The organism is Pseudomonas alkylphenolica (genome assembly GCF_000746525.1).
In the GTDB taxonomy this organism is placed as follows: domain Bacteria; phylum Pseudomonadota; class Gammaproteobacteria; order Pseudomonadales; family Pseudomonadaceae; genus Aquipseudomonas; species Aquipseudomonas alkylphenolica.
Genome location: NZ_CP009048.1, coordinates 713,956 through 734,207 on the forward strand (window position 1 = coordinate 713,956; position 20,252 = coordinate 734,207).

The 20,252-nt window shown below is 61.9% G+C and carries 21 protein-coding genes; 8 read left to right on the forward strand and 13 right to left on the reverse strand.

Going from position 1 to position 20,252, the window contains the following annotated elements; genetic code table 11:
- Positions 1–128: 128 nt before the first annotated feature.
- Complete coding sequence (locus tag PSAKL28_RS03365; protein ID WP_038606574.1) at positions 129–446, forward strand: hypothetical protein; 318 nt, start codon at positions 129–131, stop codon at positions 444–446.
- Between the two features lie 129 nt (positions 447–575).
- On the forward strand, positions 576–1,337 hold the full coding sequence (locus PSAKL28_RS03370; RefSeq protein ID WP_038606577.1) for a YdcF family protein: 762 nt from the start codon (positions 576–578) through the stop codon (positions 1,335–1,337).
- On the opposite strand, the gene lnt is transcribed toward PSAKL28_RS03370, so the two are convergent.
- The 5 genes from lnt to miaB form a co-directional block, all read right to left on the reverse strand.
- Positions 1,334–2,851 (reverse strand): apolipoprotein N-acyltransferase, encoded by a 1,518-nt coding sequence (lnt, locus tag PSAKL28_RS03375; RefSeq protein WP_038606580.1) that lies wholly within the window; start codon positions 2,849–2,851, stop codon positions 1,334–1,336. The genes PSAKL28_RS03370 and lnt overlap by 4 nt on opposite strands.
- Before the next feature lie 8 nt (positions 2,852–2,859).
- A complete protein-coding gene (locus tag PSAKL28_RS03380) occupies positions 2,860–3,699 on the reverse strand; it encodes a CorC family transporter (protein WP_028944390.1) in 840 nt (279 codons plus the stop codon).
- Between the two features lie 5 nt (positions 3,700–3,704).
- A complete protein-coding gene (ybeY, locus tag PSAKL28_RS03385; protein WP_038606584.1) occupies positions 3,705–4,199 on the reverse strand; it encodes an rRNA maturation RNase YbeY in 495 nt (164 codons plus the stop codon).
- Positions 4,192–5,193, reverse strand: coding sequence for a PhoH family protein (locus tag PSAKL28_RS03390; RefSeq protein ID WP_038606587.1), 1,002 nt, complete (start codon positions 5,191–5,193; stop codon positions 4,192–4,194). Before PSAKL28_RS03390 ends, ybeY begins: the two co-directional genes overlap by 8 nt.
- A 123-nt stretch (positions 5,194–5,316) precedes the next feature.
- Positions 5,317–6,645, reverse strand: coding sequence for a tRNA (N6-isopentenyl adenosine(37)-C2)-methylthiotransferase MiaB (miaB, locus tag PSAKL28_RS03395; protein WP_038606590.1), 1,329 nt, complete (start codon positions 6,643–6,645; stop codon positions 5,317–5,319).
- 129 nt (positions 6,646–6,774) lie between these two features.
- On the opposite strand from miaB, the gene PSAKL28_RS03400 reads away from it, so the two are divergent.
- Positions 6,775–7,101, forward strand: a complete 327-nt coding sequence (locus PSAKL28_RS03400) for a DUF1820 family protein (RefSeq protein ID WP_038606593.1) — start codon at positions 6,775–6,777, stop codon at positions 7,099–7,101.
- A 9-nt stretch (positions 7,102–7,110) separates the two neighbouring features.
- Here the strand turns inward: PSAKL28_RS03400 and PSAKL28_RS03405 are convergent, their stop codons facing one another.
- From PSAKL28_RS03405 to PSAKL28_RS03420, 4 genes are all read right to left on the reverse strand, one after another.
- Positions 7,111–7,659 carry a tetratricopeptide repeat protein gene (locus tag PSAKL28_RS03405; RefSeq protein WP_038606596.1) on the reverse strand — a complete coding sequence of 183 codons (549 nt, stop codon included), beginning with the start codon at positions 7,657–7,659 and terminating at the stop codon, positions 7,111–7,113.
- Between the two features lie 210 nt (positions 7,660–7,869).
- Positions 7,870–9,156, reverse strand: a complete 1,287-nt coding sequence (hemL, locus tag PSAKL28_RS03410) for a glutamate-1-semialdehyde 2,1-aminomutase (protein WP_038606599.1) — start codon at positions 9,154–9,156, stop codon at positions 7,870–7,872.
- 15 nt (positions 9,157–9,171) lie between these two features.
- Complete coding sequence (gene thiE / locus PSAKL28_RS03415; protein ID WP_038606606.1) at positions 9,172–9,798, reverse strand: thiamine phosphate synthase; 627 nt, start codon at positions 9,796–9,798, stop codon at positions 9,172–9,174.
- A gap of 15 nt (positions 9,799–9,813) precedes the next feature.
- Positions 9,814–10,611 carry a hydroxymethylpyrimidine/phosphomethylpyrimidine kinase gene (locus PSAKL28_RS03420; RefSeq protein ID WP_038606609.1) on the reverse strand — a complete coding sequence of 266 codons (798 nt, stop codon included), beginning with the start codon at positions 10,609–10,611 and terminating at the stop codon, positions 9,814–9,816.
- 264 nt (positions 10,612–10,875) lie between these two features.
- Between PSAKL28_RS03420 and PSAKL28_RS03425 the strand changes: the two genes are divergently transcribed.
- The 4 genes from PSAKL28_RS03425 to PSAKL28_RS03440 all read left to right on the forward strand — a co-directional run bounded on the left by PSAKL28_RS03425 (position 10,876) and on the right by PSAKL28_RS03440 (position 16,768).
- Positions 10,876–12,858, forward strand: a complete 1,983-nt coding sequence (locus PSAKL28_RS03425) for a sensor histidine kinase (RefSeq protein ID WP_038606612.1) — start codon at positions 10,876–10,878, stop codon at positions 12,856–12,858.
- An 83-nt stretch (positions 12,859–12,941) separates the two neighbouring features.
- Positions 12,942–14,594 (forward strand): acyl-CoA dehydrogenase family protein, encoded by a 1,653-nt coding sequence (locus PSAKL28_RS03430; RefSeq protein WP_038606615.1) that lies wholly within the window; start codon positions 12,942–12,944, stop codon positions 14,592–14,594.
- A 32-nt stretch (positions 14,595–14,626) separates the two neighbouring features.
- Positions 14,627–16,132 carry an AMP nucleosidase gene (gene amn, locus PSAKL28_RS03435; RefSeq protein ID WP_371261980.1) on the forward strand — a complete coding sequence of 502 codons (1,506 nt, stop codon included), beginning with the start codon at positions 14,627–14,629 and terminating at the stop codon, positions 16,130–16,132.
- A gap of 6 nt (positions 16,133–16,138) precedes the next feature.
- A complete protein-coding gene (locus tag PSAKL28_RS03440; protein ID WP_038606621.1) occupies positions 16,139–16,768 on the forward strand; it encodes an rRNA large subunit pseudouridine synthase E in 630 nt (209 codons plus the stop codon).
- Between the two features lie 140 nt (positions 16,769–16,908).
- On the opposite strand, the gene PSAKL28_RS03445 is transcribed toward PSAKL28_RS03440, so the two are convergent.
- Both PSAKL28_RS03445 and PSAKL28_RS03450 read right to left on the reverse strand, forming a co-directional pair.
- Positions 16,909–17,112 carry a DUF2788 domain-containing protein gene (locus PSAKL28_RS03445; protein ID WP_038606624.1) on the reverse strand — a complete coding sequence of 68 codons (204 nt, stop codon included), beginning with the start codon at positions 17,110–17,112 and terminating at the stop codon, positions 16,909–16,911.
- Positions 17,113–17,167: 55 nt separating this feature from the next.
- Positions 17,168–17,644 (reverse strand): Lrp/AsnC family transcriptional regulator, encoded by a 477-nt coding sequence (locus tag PSAKL28_RS03450; protein ID WP_038606626.1) that lies wholly within the window; start codon positions 17,642–17,644, stop codon positions 17,168–17,170.
- Between the two features lie 442 nt (positions 17,645–18,086).
- Between PSAKL28_RS03450 and PSAKL28_RS03455 the strand changes: the two genes are divergently transcribed.
- Positions 18,087–18,920, forward strand: coding sequence for a DUF6515 family protein (locus tag PSAKL28_RS03455; RefSeq protein WP_038606628.1), 834 nt, complete (start codon positions 18,087–18,089; stop codon positions 18,918–18,920).
- Between the two features lie 9 nt (positions 18,921–18,929).
- Here the strand turns inward: PSAKL28_RS03455 and PSAKL28_RS03460 are convergent, their stop codons facing one another.
- Both PSAKL28_RS03460 and pmcY read right to left on the reverse strand, forming a co-directional pair.
- Positions 18,930–19,802, reverse strand: a complete 873-nt coding sequence (locus PSAKL28_RS03460; protein ID WP_038606630.1) for a cation diffusion facilitator family transporter — start codon at positions 19,800–19,802, stop codon at positions 18,930–18,932.
- 25 nt (positions 19,803–19,827) lie between these two features.
- Complete coding sequence (gene pmcY, locus PSAKL28_RS03465) at positions 19,828–20,247, reverse strand: periplasmic Zn2+ metallochaperone PmcY (protein ID WP_038606632.1); 420 nt, start codon at positions 20,245–20,247, stop codon at positions 19,828–19,830.
- Between the last annotated feature and the right edge of the window lie 5 nt (positions 20,248–20,252).

Below are 20,252 nucleotides of genomic sequence, written 5' to 3' on the forward strand. Positions count from 1 at the left end.
ATCGAGGGAAACCCTGATTGCACTGGCACAGGCGCTGCGGGCCGTTGGTCGCAGCGTCCGGCTGCTTTTTCGAGTAACGCTAAGCTCACTGTTGGGGGGAGATATTTTATCTTCAATGAGGTGAACGGATGGGAGAGTCGCAGCTACAAGCAACAAAACCGGAGCTTTACGAACGGCTGATCGATCGTCTGGGGCTTGCTCTGGAGGTCGCCAGAACTTCCGTTCGGTTACGCGATGAAGTGCCTGCTGAATTGGAGTTGCGTGGTCTGAGCCGCGCTGAATTCGATGTGATCAAAGCCTATCTGGACTCCCTTCCAGAGGGCAGGCATGGATGCGCTGGCGCACAGCTATCAGCGGAGCCGCCACCTACGGCCAGAGTTGTCTGGCTCAAGGACAAGACACGCTCCACTACCACGGCAAAATCCAGAAAGCTGCAATTCAAGTAGCTACCGGATTCCCAGGCGCAATACGGAGTGCGCCCCCCTTTGCAAACTCAAGATGATCGGCATCTGACTCCTGACTATTGTTGCCAGGTGCCGATCCTCTTAGGCTGCGCACCTCCATGGAGGTGACCTGTGCCTATTCGTTATTTGATCAAACAAATAATCTTGCCACCCGGCGTGTTGTTCCTGCTGTTGATCGCTGCCTGGTGGCTGCGTCGTTCCTGGCCGCGCCTGTCTGCCCTGTGTTTTGTCCTGGGCTTGGGTGGCTTGTGGACGATGAGTCTGCCGATTGTCGTCGAGCGCTCGGCGCATTTACTGGAGACCGAGCCGGCTTTGAGCCATGAACAATGGGCGCAGCTGGCCGCGCAGGCCGATGCCATTGTGGTGTTGGGAGCAGGGCGCGAACGCGGCGATCCGGCCTGGGACTTCGTTGATCAGCCGGCAGGTGCAGCCATGGAGCGCATGCGTTACGCCGCCCGGTTGGCCAAGGCATCGGGTCTGCCACTGTTGATCTCTGGCGGTTTGCACTACGGCACTCCGCCTAGCGAAGCGCAGTTGATAGCCGATGTGCTACAGGGTGATCTCGGTGTGAGCGTGCGCTGGAAAGAAGAGCGCAGCCGGACCACCTGGGAGAATGCTCAAATGAGCGCCCAGATCCTCTTGCCTCAGGGTATCAAGCGTGTGGTTGTGGTGACTCAGGCCTGGCATATGCAGCGGTCGCGCTGGAGCTTTGAACAGGCGGGTTTTACCGTCATCCCGGCGCCAGTCAACTTTCTCGGCCGTGATCATGCCCGGCCATTCGGTGGCTGGCTGCCGGAAGGCAAGGCCATGTGGCAGAGTGGCCAACTGCTCAATGAGGCAGTCGGCCTGCTCGGTTACCGCCTGTTCTACTAGACGGTCTTGGCGATCCGGCTGGCCAGCAAGGCCCAGCCAAACAGCAGCGTGCAGACAATCAGCAGTGGCCAGGAGCGCCACTGCAGGTACGGCGTGAGCTTCTGCATCGGCACCACTTCACCGTAGAGGATGCCGCGTTCGAACTGCGGGATCTGTGCGGTGATGCGCCCGAATGGATCAATCAGCCCGGTGACACCGTTGTTGGTGGCGCGAATCATCCAGCGACCGGCCTCCAGCGCGCGCATCTGGGCCATCTGCAAGTGCTGCAACGGGCCGATCGAGGTGCCGAACCAGGTGTCATTGCTGATGGTCAGGAGGATGTCGCTACGGGCCGCCAGGCTTGCAGCGAATTCCGGGTAGACCACTTCGTAGCAGATGTACGGGGCAATCTGATAGCCCTTGGCCTGTAGCAGTGCCTGGTCGGCGGGCCCGCGGGCAAAGTCCGACATCGGCAGGTCGAAGAAGGCAATCACGCCGCGGAGCATGTCTTGCAGTGGAACGTACTCACCAAAAGGCACCAGTTTCTGCTTGAGGTAGGTGCCATCGCCTTCACCGGTCACGGTGATGCCGTTGTAGTAACGACGTTGCTGGTGCACCACTTCGCGAACCGGCACACCGGTGATCAGCGCCGAATGCCGGTCGGCGGCGAAGCTGCCCATCATGTCCAGATAACCCTGGGCCTGTTCCTTGAGGATCGGCACAGCGGTTTCCGGCCAGACCAGCAGGTCGACCGGTTTGGAGCTGAAGCTCATGTCACGGTACAGGGCCAGCTGGGCGTTGACGTGTTCGGGGTTCCACTTCAGCTCCTGCTCGACATTGCCTTGCAGGGCGGCCACTGTCAGCGGTTTGCCGGCAGGCTCGGTCCAGGCGTGGTTCTTCAGGGCCAGGCCCACGCCCCAGGGCGCCAGCAACAGGACGATGGCCAAGGCCAGGAAGGATTTGCGCGCCCGCAAACGAGGCAGGTTGCACAGCAGGGCGGCACACAAGGCCAGGCAGAAGGAGATCAGCCACATGCCACCGACCGGAGCCAGGCCGGACAGCGGACCGTCGAGCTGGCTGTAGCCGGAATAAAGCCAGGGGAAACCGGTGAGGAACCAGCCGCGAAAGGCTTCCTGGCCGACCCACAGGGCGGCGAAGCACAGGGCGTCGGCCAGGGGCGCCTCGTTGCGGCGCAGCCAGCGCGCCCAGATCCAGGCAGGCAGGGCGAAGAACCAGGCGATGGCAGCAAAGAATGCCAGCAGCAGGCCAGTAGCCAGTAGCGGCGTGGCGCCGCCATAGGTGTTGATGCTGACGTAGATCCAGCTGGTACCGGCGGCGTACAGGCCGAAGCCGAAGCACCAGCCGCGGCCCAGGGCCTGGCGTGGGCTCAGCTCACGTAAACCGAGGTAGAACAGGCCGGCCGCCAGCAGTGCCAGCGGCCAGATATCGAACGGCGCCAGGGCCAGGGTGGTGATTGCACCGGCCGCCACGGCCAGCAGGTTACCGGGCCAGCCGGGGCGGGTGATCCAGCGCATGGTTGTCCTTAACGGGTGATAGGGGTCAGTCGCAGCAAGTGTATCCGGCGGCTATCGGCATTGAGGATGCGGAAGCGGTACGGGCCGATTTCGGTGGTCTCGTTACGCTTGGGCAGGTGGCCGAAGGCGCTCATGACCAAACCGCCAACCGTGTCGAATTCGTCGTCGGAGAACTGGCTGTCGAAGAATTCGTTGAAGTTCTCGATCGGGGTCAGGGCCTTGATCAGGAAGTCGCCGCTGGGCAACGGCTTGATATAGCTGTCTTCCTCGACGTCGTGTTCGTCTTCGATGTCGCCGACGATCTGCTCAAGCACGTCTTCGATGGTCACCAGGCCAGCCACGCCGCCGTATTCGTCGATGACGATGGCCATGTGGTTATGGTTGGCGCGGAACTCGCGCAGCAGCACGTTCAGGCGCTTGGACTCGGGCACGAAAGTGGCCGGGCGCAGCAGGTCCTTGATGTTGAAGCTGTCGCCGTTCTCCTTGAGGATCAACGGCAGCAAGTCTTTGGCCAGCAGGACGCCAAGGACGTCGTCATGGCTTTCGCCGACCACCGGGTAGCGCGAGTGCGCAGCGTCGATCACCGCTGGCAGGAACTCGCGTGGCGACTGTGTGGCCTTGATGCTGATCATTTGCGAGCGCGGCACCATGATGTCGCGTACTTGCAGGTCGGCAACCTGGATGGCGCCTTCGACGATGGTCAGCGCTTCGCTGTCGAGCAGCTTGTTCTGATGGGCTTCGCGCAGCAGCTCAAGCAGCTCCTGGCGGTTTTTCGGCTCATGGGCAAAAGCCTGGGTCAGTTTGCCCAGCCAGGACTTTTGCCCGTTGCTCGATCGATCTTCGCTCATGGCGGTTACTCGTGATCCTTGCAGATATCAGTGTGGGGTACGTCGTGTTCGTCGTCGGCGTAAGGGTCCGGATGACCCAGTTCAGCCAGCAATTCTCGTTCCAGTGCTTCCATTTCCTCGGCCTCATCGTCGTCGATGTGGTCGTAGCCCAGCAGGTGCAGGCAGCCGTGGATCACCAGGTGCGCCCAGTGGGCCTCCAGCGCCTTGCCCTGTTCGGCGGCCTCGCGCTCGACCACGGCGATGCAGATCACCAGGTCACCGAGCAACGGGATGTCGAGCAGTTCGTCAGGCACATCGGCTGGGAAGGATAGGACGTTGGTGGCGTAGTCTTTGTGCCGCCAGGTGTGATTGAGCTCACGACCTTCGGCTTCGTCCACCAGGCGGATGGTCATTTCCGAATCGGCCGTGCGCTGGCGCAGGGCCAGCTCGCACCAGCGGCGGAACTGATCTTCACTCGGGTGCGGGGCATCGCTTGCCAGCTGTAGATCGAGCTCAAGCATCGCGTTTGTTGCCTTCACTGGTGTTAAGTGGACGGTTTTCAAAGCGCTCGTAGGCTTCGACGATGCGTTGTACCAGTGGGTGGCGAACCACGTCTTTGGGCTGGAAGTGGGTGAAGCTGATGCCCGGCACGCCGTTGAGCACTTCGATGACATGCGCCAGGCCCGACTTGGTGCCGCGCGGCAGGTCAACCTGGGTGATATCACCGGTGATCACCGCGGTGGAGCCGAAACCGATACGGGTGAGGAACATTTTCATCTGTTCGACCGTGGTGTTCTGGCTCTCATCGAGGATGATGAAGCTGTTGTTCAGGGTGCGGCCACGCATGTAGGCCAGCGGGGCGATCTCGATCACCTGGCGCTCGATCAGCTTGGCGACGTGTTCGAAGCCGAGCATTTCATACAGGGCGTCGTACAGCGGGCGCAGGTACGGGTCGATCTTCTGGGCCAGGTCGCCGGGTAGGAAGCCGAGCTTTTCACCCGCTTCGACTGCCGGACGTACCAGCAGAATGCGGCGTACCTGTTCACGTTCCAGCGCATCGACGGCGCAGGCCACGGCCAGGTAGGTCTTGCCGGTACCGGCCGGGCCGATGCCGAAGTTGATGTCGTTGCCGAGGATTTCCTTCACATAGCGCTGCTGGTTCAGCCCGCGCGGACGAATCATGCCCTTGCGCGTGCGCAGGGAAACACTGACTTCGTTGACGGCCGGGTTTTCCAGCTCCTGGACCGCAGATTCCTGCAGGAACAGGTGAACCATTTCCGGCGACAGCTCGGTGGCCTTGGTCTCGCGATAGAGACGGCGCAGCAGTTGCTCGGCGGAGGAGGTGTGTTTGGGTTCGCCGATCAATTCGAACTGATTGCCGCGGTTGCGGATTTCGATAGCCAGGCGCTGTTCGATCAAGCGCAAATGCTCGTCGAATTGCCCGCACAGATTGGCGAAGCGATGGGCCTCGAAGGGTTCGAGGATGAAACGATGAGGTTCTATGGGTGCGTTCAAGGTTGTTTTTTAGCCGCCCAACGGCAATGGAGATGGACTCAAGGATAACCCTAGCCGCTGCAGGGCGAAAGCGCTGAAACGATCAAGGGTCGCCGGGCCAGTATTGCGACCCGGCGGGACAGGTCAATGTGCCAGCGAACCGAACAGCGAATGCGGGCGGGCGTCGTCGATATGGATGTCGACGAACTGGCCGATCAGCTTTGGATTGTCGCAGCGGAAGTTGACGATACGATTATTCTCGGTACGCCCCTGCAACTGGCCGGGGTCGCGGCGCGAGTAGTCGGTGACGAGGATGCGCTGCACGGTGCCGACCATTTGTCGGCTGATCTCGAAGCCCTGGGTGTCGAGGCGATGCTGCAGGGCTTTGAGGCGCTCTTTTTTCAGCTCTTCCGGGGTGTCGTCGGGCAGGTCGGAGGCCGGGGTGCCCGGACGCTGGCTGTAGACGAAGGAGTAGGAAAAGTCGAAACCGACCTCGGCGACCAGTTTCATGGTCTGCTCGAAGTCTTTCTCGGTTTCACCCGGGAAGCCGACGATGAAGTCCGAGCTGATGCAGATGCCTGGCACGGCGGCCTTGAGTTTGCGCAGCTTGGACTTGTATTCGAGGATGGTGTGGTTGCGTTTCATCGCTGCCAGCACACGGTCAGAGCCCGATTGCACCGGCAGGTGCAGGTGTTTGACCAGCTCGGGTACTTCGGCGTGGGCCTGGATCAGGCTGTCGGAGAATTCCAGCGGGTGCGAGGTGGTGTAGCGAATGCGGTCGATGCCATCCACTGCCGCTACGACCCTGATCAGTTCGGCCAGGTCGGCCAGGCGACCATCGTGGGTCTGGCCACGGTAGCCGTTGACGTTCTGCCCCAGCAGGGTGATCTCGCGCACGCCGTTTTCGGCCAGGTGGATGACTTCGGACAAGACGTCATCGAATGGCCGGCTGACTTCTTCGCCGCGGGTGTAGGGCACCACGCAGAAGGTGCAGTACTTGCTGCAACCTTCCATGACCGAAACATAGGCGGTCGGCCCGTCGATGCGCGGCTCGGGCAGGTGATCGAACTTTTCGATTTCCGGGAATGACACATCGACCTGCGGCAGGCGCGTGGTGCGCGCGGCATCGATCATTTCCGGCAAGCGGTGCAGGGTCTGCGGGCCGAACACCACGTCGACATACGGCGCACGCTTGCGGATCGATTCGCCTTCCTGACTGGCCACGCAACCGCCGACGGCGATGACCATGTCCGGCTTCAGGTCCTTCAGTTCGCGCCAGCGGCCCAGCTGGGAGTAGACCCGGTCCTGGGCGCGCTCGCGGATCGAGCAGGTATTGAGCAGGATCACGTCGGCGTCTTCGGCCCGTGCCGTGACCTCCAGGGCTTGATGTTCACCCAGCAAGTCGACCATGCGCGAGCTGTCGTACTCGTTCATCTGGCAACCGTGGGTTTCGATATAAAGCTTCTTGGCCATGGGAGATCATCAGGTAATTCGAAGAACCGCACATTATAAGGGCCCGGGGCGGTGGATCCTAGCGTTGTCGGTCTGGGGGCTATGTTATAGTTTGGCCTTTCTTTACAACCTGTGGCTGTCCCCGCCGAAATGACCAAGCGCGAAGCACCTATCTACAAAGTGATCTTTCTCAACCAGGGCCAGGTATTCGAGATGTATGCCAAGCAGATCTACCAGAGTGATCTGTGGGGCTTTCTTGAAATAGAGGAATTTGTCTTCGGCGAACGCACCCAGGTGGTGGTCGATCCGAGTGAAGAAAAACTCAAGGCGCAATTTGAAGGCGTGGTGCGCAGCTTTGTGCCGATGCACTCGATCGTGCGTATCGATGAGGTCGAGCGCCTGGGAACGCCAAAAATCAGTGAGGCGCGTGGTGTCAGCAACGTGATGCCGTTTCCGATGCCAATGCCGGAAAAATAAGCCCGGGGTTCAGGGCAGTGGCGAGAAGGGGGTACGCCCTTCGGCGGTCTGCAGCTCCAGCAGGTATTTGCGGAAAATCTGTCCCAATACCTGGGTCGCCACTTCAAGATCCTCACGCGGCATTTGCTCGGCGACCTCATCGGCCAGGTCCAGGGCATCTTCGGCGCCATTGACTGCCGCCATTTTCAGCACGATGTACGCCTGTACATTGTTGGCGGCGACACCTTCACCTTTGAAAAACATGGTGCCCAGACGGTACTGAGCTTGAGCGTGGCCTTGCAGCGAGGCTTGCTCGAAATAGCTCAGGGCTTGTTTGAGGTCGCGTGGCGTATTGGTGCCCTCGTAATAGAACTCACCGAGTTCGTATTGGGCCTGGGCGTCGCCTTGCTGCGCGGCCTGTTGGCACGCGGCCAAGGCTTGGGGCAGGTCTTCGGGCTGGGAATTGAGGGTGCAGCGGCCCGTTGCCGGAATCAGCAACGAGTTACCGCCTGCTGAGGCCAGCAGGGGCTGAAGAAGCAACAGGCAGCCCAGGGCGAGGGCGCGGCCGGTGCGGTTCATGGGGATCGACTTACCTCTGCAAAGCTGCGGCCAAAGTGTCTGGTGGCACATTATGGGATAAGCAACGCCTACCTTACAAAGTCTTTACTCGATTTTCTGCTTGTGTAGGAGCGGATTCATCCGCGATGGACGACAAAGTCGTCCCCATTCCCAGTGAAGGGGGGGACGCTATGCGCCCCATCGCGGATAAATCCGCTCCTACAGACAGTGTCAGTCCTTGAGCTTGGCGAACGCCCGCTCGGCGGCATCCAGGGTGATCTTCAGCTCGGCTTCGCCGTGGGCGATCGAGGTGAAACCGGCCTCGAAGGCGCTTGGCGCCAGGTACACGCCGCCTTCAAGCATCAAGTGGAAGAAGCGCTTGAAGCGTTCGGCATCGCTGGCCATCACGTCGTCGAAGGTGACGATATCGTCAGCGCCACTGAAGTACAGGCCGAACATGCCCCCGGCCTGCGTGGTGACGAACGGAATGCCAGCGGCATCGGCACGCTGCTGCAGACCATCGAGCAGACGGCTGGTGTAATCGCTGAGCTCGGCGTGGAAGCCCGGGCGGCTGATCAGTTTCAGGGTGGTCAGGCCCGCGGCCATGGCCAGCGGGTTGCCCGACAGGGTACCGGCCTGGTAGACCGGGCCCAGCGGTGCAATCTGCTCCATGATCTTGCGCTTGCCGCCAAAGCAGCCGACCGGCATGCCGCCGCCAACGATCTTGCCGAAGGTCGACAGGTCCGGCGTCACGCCGTAATGCGCCTGCGCGCCGCCGAGGGCGACACGGAAACCGGTCATCACTTCGTCAAAGATCAGTACCACGCCGTGCTTGTCGCACAGGGTGCGCAGGCCTTCGAGGAAGCCTGGTGCCGGCGGCACGCAGTTCATGTTGCCGGCCACCGGCTCGACGATGATGCACGCCACTTCCTGGCCGACTTCAGCGAGCATTTTCTCGACCGCGTCGATGTCGTTGAAGGGTAGGGTCAGGGTGTGTTTGGCAAAGGCTGCCGGCACGCCAGCCGAGCTTGGTACGCCCTGGGTCAGCAGGCCGGAGCCGGCTTTAACCAGCAGGCTGTCGGAGTGGCCGTGGTAGCAGCCTTCGAACTTGATGATGCTGTCCCGGCCGGTGTAGCCGCGGGCCAGGCGAATGGCGCTCATGGTCGCTTCAGTGCCGGAGCTGACCATGCGCACCATCTCCATCGATGGCACGATCGAGCAGACCAGATCGGCCATCTCGGTTTCCATGGCGGTCGGCGCGCCGTACGACAAGCCGTGTTCCAGCTGCTTGCGCACCGAGTCGAGCACGTCCGGGTGGCTGTGGCCAAGGATCATCGGGCCCCAGGAACCGACGTAGTCGACGTAGCGCTTGTCATCTTCGTCGGTGACGTAGGCGCCTTCGGCATGCTTGAAGAACAGCGGCGTGCCGCCAACGCTTTTGAACGCCCGCACCGGCGAGTTGACGCCTCCGGGGATGTGTTTCTGGGCGTTGGCGAACAGGGTTTCGGAACGAGACATGATGGGCTCTCTCAATCAGGCAGATGCGAACAAGGCGTTGAAGGCGCGGGCACGGCGGGTGACTTCCTGCGTGCTGTCGGCGCCGAACAGGCCATGAATCACCGCCAGCAGGTCGGCGCCGTGGGCGACCAGCGGGGCGGCGTTGTCGAGGGTGATGCCGCCGATCACGCAGATCGGCAACTTGATCCGGGCCCGGGCCTGCTCCAGCAAGGCGGTATCGGCGGCGGGCGCACCCGGCTTGGTCACGGAATTGAAGAAGCGGCCGAAGGCAACGTAGCTGGCGCCTTCGCGGGCGGCTTGTTCGGCCAGCTCAAGCTGGGCATGGCAGGTCGAGCCGATGATCGCTTCGCGGCCGAGCAGGGTGCGCGCCGGCGTCAGCGGGCCATCGGTCTGGCCCAGGTGCACACCGACACCCAGGCGCGCGGCCAGCTCGGCATCGTCGTTGATGATCAGTTGGGTCTTGTAGCGTGCGCAAAGCTCGGCCAGGGCCTCGGCCTCGTGCAGGCGGCGGGACTGGTCCTGGCTCTTGTCGCGGTATTGCAGCAAGGTCACGCCGCCCTCAAGGGCCGCTTCAACGTAGGGCAGAAACTTGCCGGTCAGCAGTTGGCTGTCGGTGATGGCATACAGACCGCGTAGCTTCATCTAGGGGCCTCGGGCTCAGGAACAGAAATCCAGGGGTAGGCGACGCGGCACATATTGGCCTTTGCCCAGTTGTTCGGCATCTCGCAGGGTTCGCCAGGTGTAGTCCAGGGCTGAACGTACGGCACTTTGCAGTTGTTCGCCGAGGGCCAGGCGACCGGCCAGGGCGCTGGCCAGGGTGCAGCCCGAGCCGTGGTAGCTGCCAGGCAGGCGCTGGCAGGTCCAGGTGTGACGCTGGCCATCGCGGCTGTACAGGCGGTTGTGGATTTCGTGTTCGTCACCGTGACCGCCGGTGATCAGCAGGTGTCTGACGAAGGGCAGCAGTTTTTCTGCGCATTCATCCGCGGTGCCCTCAGGCAGTTCGGCGAGGATGCGGGCTTCGGGGAGGTTCGGGGTGGCGATAGTGGCCAGGGGCAACAGTCGTTCGCGCATGGCGTAGCCGACTTCGTCCTTGCCCAGGCGGCCACCGCCGCCAGCGCGCAGCACCGGGTCGCAGACCAGCGGCAGATGCGGGTGGGCACTGAGCAGTTCGACTACAGTGTCGACCATGTCCAGCGAGCCGAGCATGCCCAGCTTGACTGCTGCGACCGTGGAGTCGGCCAGTACGGCGTTGGCCTGAGCCAACACCCACTCGCGGTCGAGCACGCGGAAGTCAGTGACATTGACGGTATCCTGCACGGTCAGGGCGGTCACGGCGGGAGCGGCGTGGCAACCTTGAGCGATCAGGGCTTCGATATCTGCCTGCAAGCCGGCGCCGCCACTGGGGTCGTGGCCGGAGAGACAGAGGACAACGGGGCGGGAGCTGTAGGTATTCATGGTGCGCGAGCTTACCACCAAACGCTTTTGTCGGGTCTGCCCCTGCGCCAGGCTTTTTTGATCAAGTGGTCAGGAAATTAATTCGCATGTAGCTGAAAGTGCCGTGCTAGAGCCTTTTCATCAAAGTTTTATGTGGCGTCTGGTAGCGCTGAAAAGCTATGCTAGAGTGCTCAAACAACCGATAACGGTTACTGCCGGATCGCGTCGCCTCAAACGGACAGGAGGCTACCGCGACACGACCGGGACAGACCATGCTGGGGCTGTATGCGCTATTTGCTGATTGTTGTGCTGGGCTGGTTGCCGCTACTGGCCACGGCGGTCGATTTCGACGACTCGACGCGCAGCTTGCCCTTGGGGCGAGTGATGCAGGTATTCGAAGACCGCGATGGCAATGCCAGCATCGCGCAGGTCAGTGCTCCTTCGTTCAGTGAGCATTTCCGTACGCATCAAGCCGATGTGTTGAATGCCGGTTACTCGAGCTCGGTGTTCTGGATCCGCCTCGATCTGCGTTACACCGCACTGCCTTCGGCCGCGCCGCGCAGCTGGCTGCTGGAGCTGGCCTACCCGCCACTGGACCATCTGGAGCTTTACCTGCCTGACAGCAGTGGTACTTTCCGCCTGGCTCAGCGCACCGGTGACGCACTGCCGTATGCCAGTCGCCAGATCGAGCAGAACAACTACCTGTTCGAATTACCCTTCAGCCCTGGACAGACCACCACCGCCTACTTGCGCCTGCACAGCCAGGGTTCGGTCCAGGCGCCGTTGACCTTATGGTCCACCGAAGCCTACCTGGAAGCGCAGCCGACCCGCCTTTATGTGCTCGGCCTGATCTACGGTGTGCTGTTGGGGATGCTGGTCTACAACCTGTTCATCTACCTCAGCGTACGCGACACCAGTTATCTCTATTACATCCTCTATATCGCCTCGTTCGGCCTCTATCAGGTATCGGTCAACGGCGCGGCGGTGGCTTATTTCTGGCCTGACAGCCCCTGGTGGGCGAATGCCGCCACGCCGCTGTTCATCGGCGCGTCGGGACTGTTCGGTTGCCAGTTCGCCCGTAGTTTCCTGCAGATGGCCCGGCACAGCCGCGCCTTCGATGGCCTGCTCAAAGTGCTGATGGCCTGTGGCGGGGTGGTCATGCTGCTGTCGCTGATCAGCAGTTACGGCATCGCCCTGCGTCTGGCTACGGCCCTGGCGTTGCTGTTTACCGTGACGATCTTTGCGGCCGGGGTGTATGCCTGGCGGCGCGGCTTGCGGGTGGCACGTTATTTCATCATCGCCTGGACGGCATTCCTGCTTGGCGGCCTGATCAATACCTTGATGGTGCTGGGCTACCTGCCCAATGTGTTCCTGACCATGTATGCCAGCCAGATCGGTTCGGCGCTGGAGGTGTGCCTGCTGTCGCTGGCCCTGGCCGATCGAATCAACAGCATGCGTGACCAGCAGGCCCAGGCCCTGCGCGACACGGGCCGGGCCCTGGAAGTGCTGAACCAGCAACTGGCCAACAGCAACCGCTTGAAGGATGAGTTCCTGGCCACAGTGACCCATGAGCTGCGCACGCCGATGAACGGCGTGATCGGTTCGCTGGAATTGATGCAGACAGTGCCGATGGCGCACGAGTTGGCGCAGTACCAGCGCACGGCCAGTTACGCGGCCCAGGACATGATGGGCATGGTCGACGACATTCTGATCCTCACCGAGCTGCAGGCCGGTCGCCTCAGTGCGCAAAACGCACCGTTCGGCTTGCGCAACCTGTTGCAGGAGCTGCGCAGCAAGTACGCGGCAGCGGCGCTGGGCAAGGGGCTGTACCTGAATCTGGATACACCGGCCGATTTGCCCGAGTTGCTGGTCGGCGACCGGCATAAGCTGGCCCTGTGCATCAGCTACCTGCTCGACAACGGGATCAAGTTCACCCATGAGGGTGGGGTCGTGTTGCAGGTGCGTGGGCGCTTGCAAGGGCCGGGTCTGCTTGGCCTGTCCATCAGTGTCAGCGACAGCGGCATCGGCTTTGATCGCCTCGCCGAGCCAGGTCTGTATCAGCGCTTCTTCCAGGTTGATGGCTCGATGAGTCGCCAGTACGGAGGCCTGGGCATCGGCCTGGCGATCTGCCGGCAGCTGGCCGAGTTGATCGGAGCACGCTTGCAGCATGAGTCCAGCCCGGGGCTGGGCAGCCGTTTCGAGCTGGTACTGAGCCTCGCCTTGAGCCAGCCGCAGGTGCTGGCCCAGCCCGGGCTAAATCGCGGCTAGTTAGGCGTATTTGTCACTTTGAGCAGGGGGCGCGGCGTGATTCACTGAAATTTCAGTCACGTCCGGATCCAGGAGGCCCCCTGATGAACCTGCACCAGTACGCTGAAACCCATGAAGTCACCAACCAGCCGCCATCGCTGGATGGGGCCAATCTGTATCGCATCGACCTGCCGCTGCAGCAATGGTCGCGGCACTATGGGGCAGGCTGGGCTGAGGCCCGGATCGACGCGTACGGGGCGTTGGCGGGAGGGCCGCTGATGGCCGCAGGGTTCCTGGCCAACCAGCACAAACCGCAATTCAGCAGCCATGACCGCTACGGCCATCGTATCGACCTGGTGGAGTTTCATCCGGCCTACCACGAGCTGATGCGCACGGCCATCGAGCACGGCTTGCCGTCGCTGCCGTGGGCCGACCCGCGCCAGGGAGCCCATGTCGCCCGGGCCTCGATGACCTATCTGCATACCCAAGCGGAAGCCGGTAGTGGATGCCCGCTGACCATGACCTTTGCCGCAGTGCCGGCGCTCAAGTTGCAGCCGGAACTGGCCGAGTACTGGCTGCCCAAGGTCCTCGCCACCGAGTACGACCCGCGTAACGTCGGTGACCGGCACAAGGTCGGGGTAACCCTGGGCATGGCCATGACCGAGAAGCAGGGCGGCACCGATGTCCGCGCCAACACCACCCGTGCTTACCCGGTGGGTGCGCCGGGACCGGGACAGGCCTACGAACTGGTCGGGCACAAGTGGTTCTGCTCGGCGCCGATGTGCGACGCCTTCCTGACCCTGGCCCAGACTGACAAGGGCTTGAGCTGCTTCCTGCTGCCGCGCCATCGCCCGGATGACAGTCGCAACCAGTTCTATATCCAGCGCCTGAAGAACAAGCTCGGCAACTGCTCCAACGCCTCCAGTGAAGTGGAGTTCCGTGGCGCCCTGGCGTGGATGATCGGCGAGGAAGGCCGCGGTGTGCCGACCATCATCGAAATGGTCGCCATGACCCGTTTCGACTGCATGGTCGGCTCCAGCGCGCTAATGCGCCAGGCCCTGACCCAGGCTGCCCACCACTGTGCTCATCGCCAGGTCGGCGGGAAGCTGCTGGCCGAGCAACCCCTGATGCAGAACGTCCTCGCTGACCTGGCCCTGGAAAGCGAAGCGGCGCTGGCCCTGAGTCTGCGCATGGGCCATGCCCTCGATCAGCCGGATGACCCGCAACAGGCACGGTTTGCCCGGCTGATCACCGCTGTCGGCAAGTACTGGATCTGCAAGCGCGCCCCGGCAATGATCAACGAAGCGGCTGAATGCATGGGCGGCGCCGGGTATGTCGAAGACAGCATCCTGCCGCGCCTGTACCGTGAAGCACCGGTCAACTCGACCTGGGAAGGTTCCGGTAATGTCCAGTGCCTAGACGTGTTGCGTGCCCTGTCCAAGGAGCCAGGTGTGCTCGATGTGCTGTTCGAGGAGCTCGGTGACGGTCACGGTGATCCGCGTCTGGCGGCGCACATCGGCAATCTCAAGGTGGCGTTTGCCGACACCGGCGACATTCAGTACCGCGCCCGTCAGCTCACCGAAGACATCGCCCTGGGCTTGCAGGCCAAGCTGTTGCTTGAAGCGGGCAATGCCACCGTCAGCGATGCTTTTATCGGCAGCCGCCTGGGCGGCAGTGGCCGGGTCTACGGTGTGCTGCCGCGGGGCATCGATGTTGGCAAAATAGTGGCACGGTCGACGCCAAACAGGTCGCTCTAACGTGCGTGCCTTTGCCTGAATAAGTAGGCAAGATGGCTACATGCATGTCAGACAGGAAGTACATTGTGAGCCGTACTGATGAAGCCTTCGTTGTCGTAGAAACCGCCGAGCAGGCCGTCGATCGTTTGGCGGCCCTGCACGAGAAGTCCACCGCGGCCCTGAGCCAGGCGCTCAAGCGCTATCTCAAGGACCGCACCGAGCCGAATGCCGAAGAGCGCGCCTTGTTCCGCTACCCGGAACTGCGCCTGACCTACGAGTATCATGGTGAGGTGCCGGCCACCACCCGCGCCTACGCCAAGGTTCAACTGCCGGGCACTTACAGCGTCACGGTGACCCATCCCGCTGCCTTCCGTGGCTATTTGCTGGAACAGCTCAAGCCACTGATGCGCGACTTCACCGTCACCGTCGAAGTCGGTGTCAGTCAGCAGAATATCCCTTATCCCTACGTGGTCGAGCAGGGTGACGAACTGGCCGGTAGCGGTATCACTGCCGCCGCGCTGGCACGGGTTTTCCCCAGCACTGACCTGTCGGCCGCCACCGATGGCATCGCCGATGGCCTGTACGACTGGGCCAACGTCGATCCTTTGCCGCTGGCGCTGTTCGACGCGGCGCGGGTGGACTTTTCCTTGCGCCGTCTGGTGCATTACACCGGCAGTGACTGGCGCCATGTGCAGCCGTGGATCCTGCTGACCAACTACCACCGCTATGTCGATCAGTTCGTCAGTCATGGCCTGGAGCAGCTGCGCGATGACCCACGTTTCGTGCGCATGGTCCTGCCGGGCAATGTGATCATCGAAAAGAGCATGGACAACGGTGAGGCCCAGTCGCTGGTGGCGAGTGTGGTCTGGCACCGTTACCAGATGCCGGCGTATCACCTGATCGCCGCCGATGGCGACGGCATTACCCTGGTCAACATCGGCGTCGGCCCTTCCAACGCCAAGAACATCACCGACCATTTGGCGGTGCTGCGTCCGCACTGCTGGCTGATGATCGGTCACTGCGGCGGCTTGCGGCAGTCGCAGACCATCGGCGATTACGTGCTGGCCCACGCTTACATGCGCCGGGACGGCATTCTGGATCGGGTGGTACCGCCGCATATTCCGATCCCGGCCCTGGCCGAGGTGCAGATGGCGCTGCAGGAAGCGGCGGCGCAGGTGACCGGCGAGCGTGGCGACGAGCTGAAAAAGCGTCTGCGTACCGGCACCGTGTTGACCTACGACGACCGCAACTGGGAGCTGCGCTGGGCTCAGGAGCGTCCGCTGATCAACCTGTCTCGGGCAGTGGCGGTCGACATGGAAAGCGGCACCATCGCCGCCCAGGGTTACCGCTTGCGCGTGCCTTATGGCACGTTGCTGTGCGTTTCGGACAAGCCGCTGCACAGCGAAATCAAACTGCCGGGGGCGGCCAACGCCTTCTACAACCGGGCAGTCAGCCAGCACCTGAAAATCGGTATCGCCGCACTCGACCTGCTGCGCACCGAGCTGCATTCGCTGCACTCGCGTAAACTGCGCAGTTTCGACGAGCCGCCGTTCCGCTGAGGCCCCATGCCGTTACCCCCACGTTCCAAGCCGCGCCCTGGCGCGGCCAAACCCGCAGGCCCGCGTCGCCAGGCCAAGGCGCCGCCGGCCGAGCCGCGGTTGATCCTGTTCAACAAGCCCTTTGACGTACTGACCCAGTTCAGCGACGGCGAAGGGCGCGCGACCCTCAAGGATTTCATCGATATTCCCGGCGTCTATCCGGCCGGCCGCCTGGACCGCGACAGCGAAGGCTTGCTGCTGCTGACCAATGACGGCCAGCTGCAGGCGCGGATTGCCGATCCGAAGCACAAGCTGGCGAAAACCTACTGGGTGCAGGTCGAGGGTGAGCCGACAGAAGAGCAACTGCAGCGTTTGCGCGACGGTGTCGAGCTCAATGACGGGCCTACCTTGCCTGCCCAGGCCAGGCAACTCGAAGAGCCGCAGTTGTGGCCGCGCAACCCGCCGGTACGCTTTCGCAAAAGCATACCGACCAGCTGGCTGGAACTGGTGATCAAGGAAGGGCGTAACCGCCAGGTGCGGCGCATGACCGCCGCCGTCGGTCTGCCGACCCTGCGCCTGGTGCGCGTGCGGATCGGCGACTGGACCTTGGACGGTCTGGATCAGGGGCAGTGGCGGGAAGTTCCGGCCAGGCGTTAGGGGTTGTACGAAAAGTGCCTGCGCGTCGATCATGCTGCGTTGAAAACAGGCTCGGAATGCTCATTTACAATCAGTAAACTCCGCTTCCTCGCCTGTTTTCGCCTTGCCTGATCACCGCTCGGCGACTTTTCGTACAATCCCTAGACGCCTTCGATATAGCCGATCACCACGCTTTTGATGATGAAAGCGAGGATACCCAGGCCCAGCACGAAAAACAGAATGAAGGTGCCGAACTTGCCGGCTTTGGACTTCTTCGCCAGGTCCCAGACGATAAAGCCCATGAAACCAATCAGGATGGTGACCAGGACAGTCATCATCCACTCTTCGAACAACGCAGGATCCATCGATATTCTCCGGCAAGTTGAGGCGCGCGATTATACGCCCCGCTTGCCGGTCTGACTAACGCAGGTGCGTCAACGGTAGTTCAGTGCTGGCCAGCACCTGGTTGAGCACGAAGCTGGAGCGCACGCTGGTCACCCCTTCGATACGGGTCAGGTGGCCGAGCAGCAGTTGCTGGTAGTGGTCCATGTCCGGGACCACCACTTTGAGCTGATAGTCGGCATCCATTCCAGTAACCAGGCTGCACTCAAGCACCTGAGGCAGGTTGCGGATAGCAGTTTCGAAAGCTTCGAAACGTTCCGGGGTGTGGCGATCCATGCCGATCAATACGTAGGCCGTGAGGCTCAAGCCGAGCTTCTTGCGGTCGAGCAGCGCCACTTGACGGGCGATGTAGCCGTCGTCTTCCAGTTGCTTGACCCGGCGCGAGCAGGGCGAAGGCGACAGGCCGATGCGCTCGGCCAGTTCCTGGTTGGAGATGCGCGCATCGCGCTGCAATTCGGCAAGAATGCTCAGGTCGTAGCGGTCAAGCTTGCTCATGGAAGATGCCTTTTCTGTTTCGATTGCGTCGAATTATCAATCCTTAGGTAAAAATTGCGCAAGTGCTATTTGAATGAGCAATCTTCGCAATCCTCTGCTGCCGCTCTAGCCCTATGCTTATACCCAGAATCACTGCCCGGACATCAGTCCAGTGCAGCTGGCCTTATCAGGGCAGCTGCGGCCAGCAACCCAACAGGGTTGTGCTCGGCCCCCGGGCTACACACTGTTCACAAGACAGCGTGAGGTGAGCCGACGTCACAAGCGTCGAGCACGGACAAAATTCTCAAAGGGAGACCCCAGGGTCTCCCTTTTTTATTGTCTGCAATTTTTCATCCTGGTGCCGATACCTCGTTCCGGACAGCCTGATAAATTGTTGGTTAAACCCGTCGTGGTTTTTCCAGTCTTATCCACAGGCCCATCTCAACGGTCCGAGAGGAACAACATGAAGTCACGTAGCTGGTGTCTGGCCGGTGCAGGTTTGTTGTGCATCACTATCAACCTGCAGGCATTGGCCGAGGGGCAGGGTGGATCGGGTGACGGGTATGGCGGACAAGGCGCCGAGCAGTCTCAAGGGACGTCGCCCCTGCAGTCACGTCCGGACGAGGTGCGCCAGACCCAGCCGCCGCGAACCGGGTACTACCAGGACATTCCTCGGCACAACAATGGCAACCGCTACTATCAGGCGGGTGGGCCGCAACAGCGACCGCAGGAGGATAACTGGCCGGGGCGGCCTGATGGTCATGGCAACGGCTGGGGCAGCGGGCCGCGTTACCGACCCGGTCAGGTGATCGAGCAGTTTCCTGACCAGTACTGGCGTGTGCCCTACCGTGGTAGCGATTACTTTTATTCCGGTGGGTACTGGTACCGTCCGCAAGGGCCCCGCTATGTGGTGGTAGCGCCTCACTACGGTATGCGGGTCGGCTACTTGCCGGATTACGCCCGCGAAGTGTGGGTCGCCGATTCGCTGTATTTCCTTGTCGCAGGTACCTACTACCAGTACCTGCAAGACAGCAACGAGTACATTGTGGTCAATCCGCCGGTGGCCAGCACAGAGCCTCAGCCAATGGAAAATGACTACGACGTCGTTGCCAATCCGGTTTCCGGGCAAAGTCCGGAACAGGCTGATCGGGATCGCTACGAGTGCCACCGTTGGGCGGTGCAGCAAAGCGGCTTCGATCCGGCCAAAGCGACTTATGCACCGGCTATACAAGTGACGGACAGCTACCGGCAAGCGCTGAGGGCTTGCTTGAGCGGGCGGGGTTACAGCGTTAACTGATACGCCGGCTCAATCCACTGGATCGGCATGTACCAACACTTCCGCTTTTGGGTACTTGCCGTGAATGGCTGCTGCCGCTTGATCGCACAGCGCATGGGCATCGGTTAGCGGCATGTTGCCCGGCAACTCCAGGTGCACCTGGACAAACCAGTGGCTACCGGAAACTCGCGTGCGCAAATCATGCGCACCGTGCACGCCAGGCACGCTGCAGGCCAGGGCCAGCATCTGTTCGCTGATATCGCCGGGCAGTTCCTCGTCCATCAGGATCGATGTACTTTCCCGGGCGATCTGCAGCGCGCTCCAGAGTATGTACAGGGCAATGCCCAGACCGAAGAAGGCGTCCATTTGCGGCCAGCCCAGGCGTGCCAGGACCAGGGCAACCAGGATGCTGCCGTTGAGCAACAGGTCGGAACGGTAATGCAGCGAGTCGGCACGCACCGCGGTCGAGCCGGTGATGCGTATCACCCGGGCTTGCAGCGTCAACAAGGCCACCGTCAGCGCCAGTGACAGCAGCATCACCGCGATGCCGATGGCGGTGTCGCCCAGCGGTTGGGGATTTTGCAGGCGTTCCACGGCCTGTACGCCGATCAGCACGGCACTCACCGCGATGAACAGCGCCTGGGCCATGCCAGCCATGGCTTCGGCCTTGCCGTGGCCGTAACGGTGATCGTCATCGGCCGGGCGCAAGGCGTAGTGCACCGCCAGCAGGTTGAGCAATGAGGCCACGCCGTCGAGCGCCGAGTCAGTCAGCCCGGCCAACAGGCTTACCGAGCCGCTGAGCCACCAGGCCACCGCCTTGGTCAGGATCAGGATGCTGGCCACCGCCAGCGAAGCGCGGGTGGCCAGGCGCAGCAGACGTTGATGTTCAGCCGAAGAGGTCATGCTGCCGGGGCTTCCTGTGCGTTGCTCAAGCGGCGGGCTTGAGGCCGTACATCGCCAGTTGCTCGACACTGCCCTTGTGCTGGATCAGGCGCGGGTCGTTGAGCGGCAAGCGCAGGCCCAGCTCGCTTTCGAGGATGGCCTGCAGCTTGCTGTTATCGACCTTGCCATCAGCGCTGATGGCCTGGTTGAGTTTTTCCGGTGCGATCTGCGCGTTTCGCCCTCCAGGCATATAGATGGCACCGGTGGCGAAGTCGACACCAAAAGCGATCAACCCGGGGAGCACGTAGAACAGGATGCCAATGGCATCCATTGCCGCCACCACAGGGTCGATCTTGCCTTCGATCTGGCCGCGCCGGTCTGGGTAGAAGATGGTGCCGCAGGCCGTCAGTTGGGTCAGCAAGGATGCTATCAGGACGCCGCCGATGACGCGGGAGGGAATACGCATGGAAA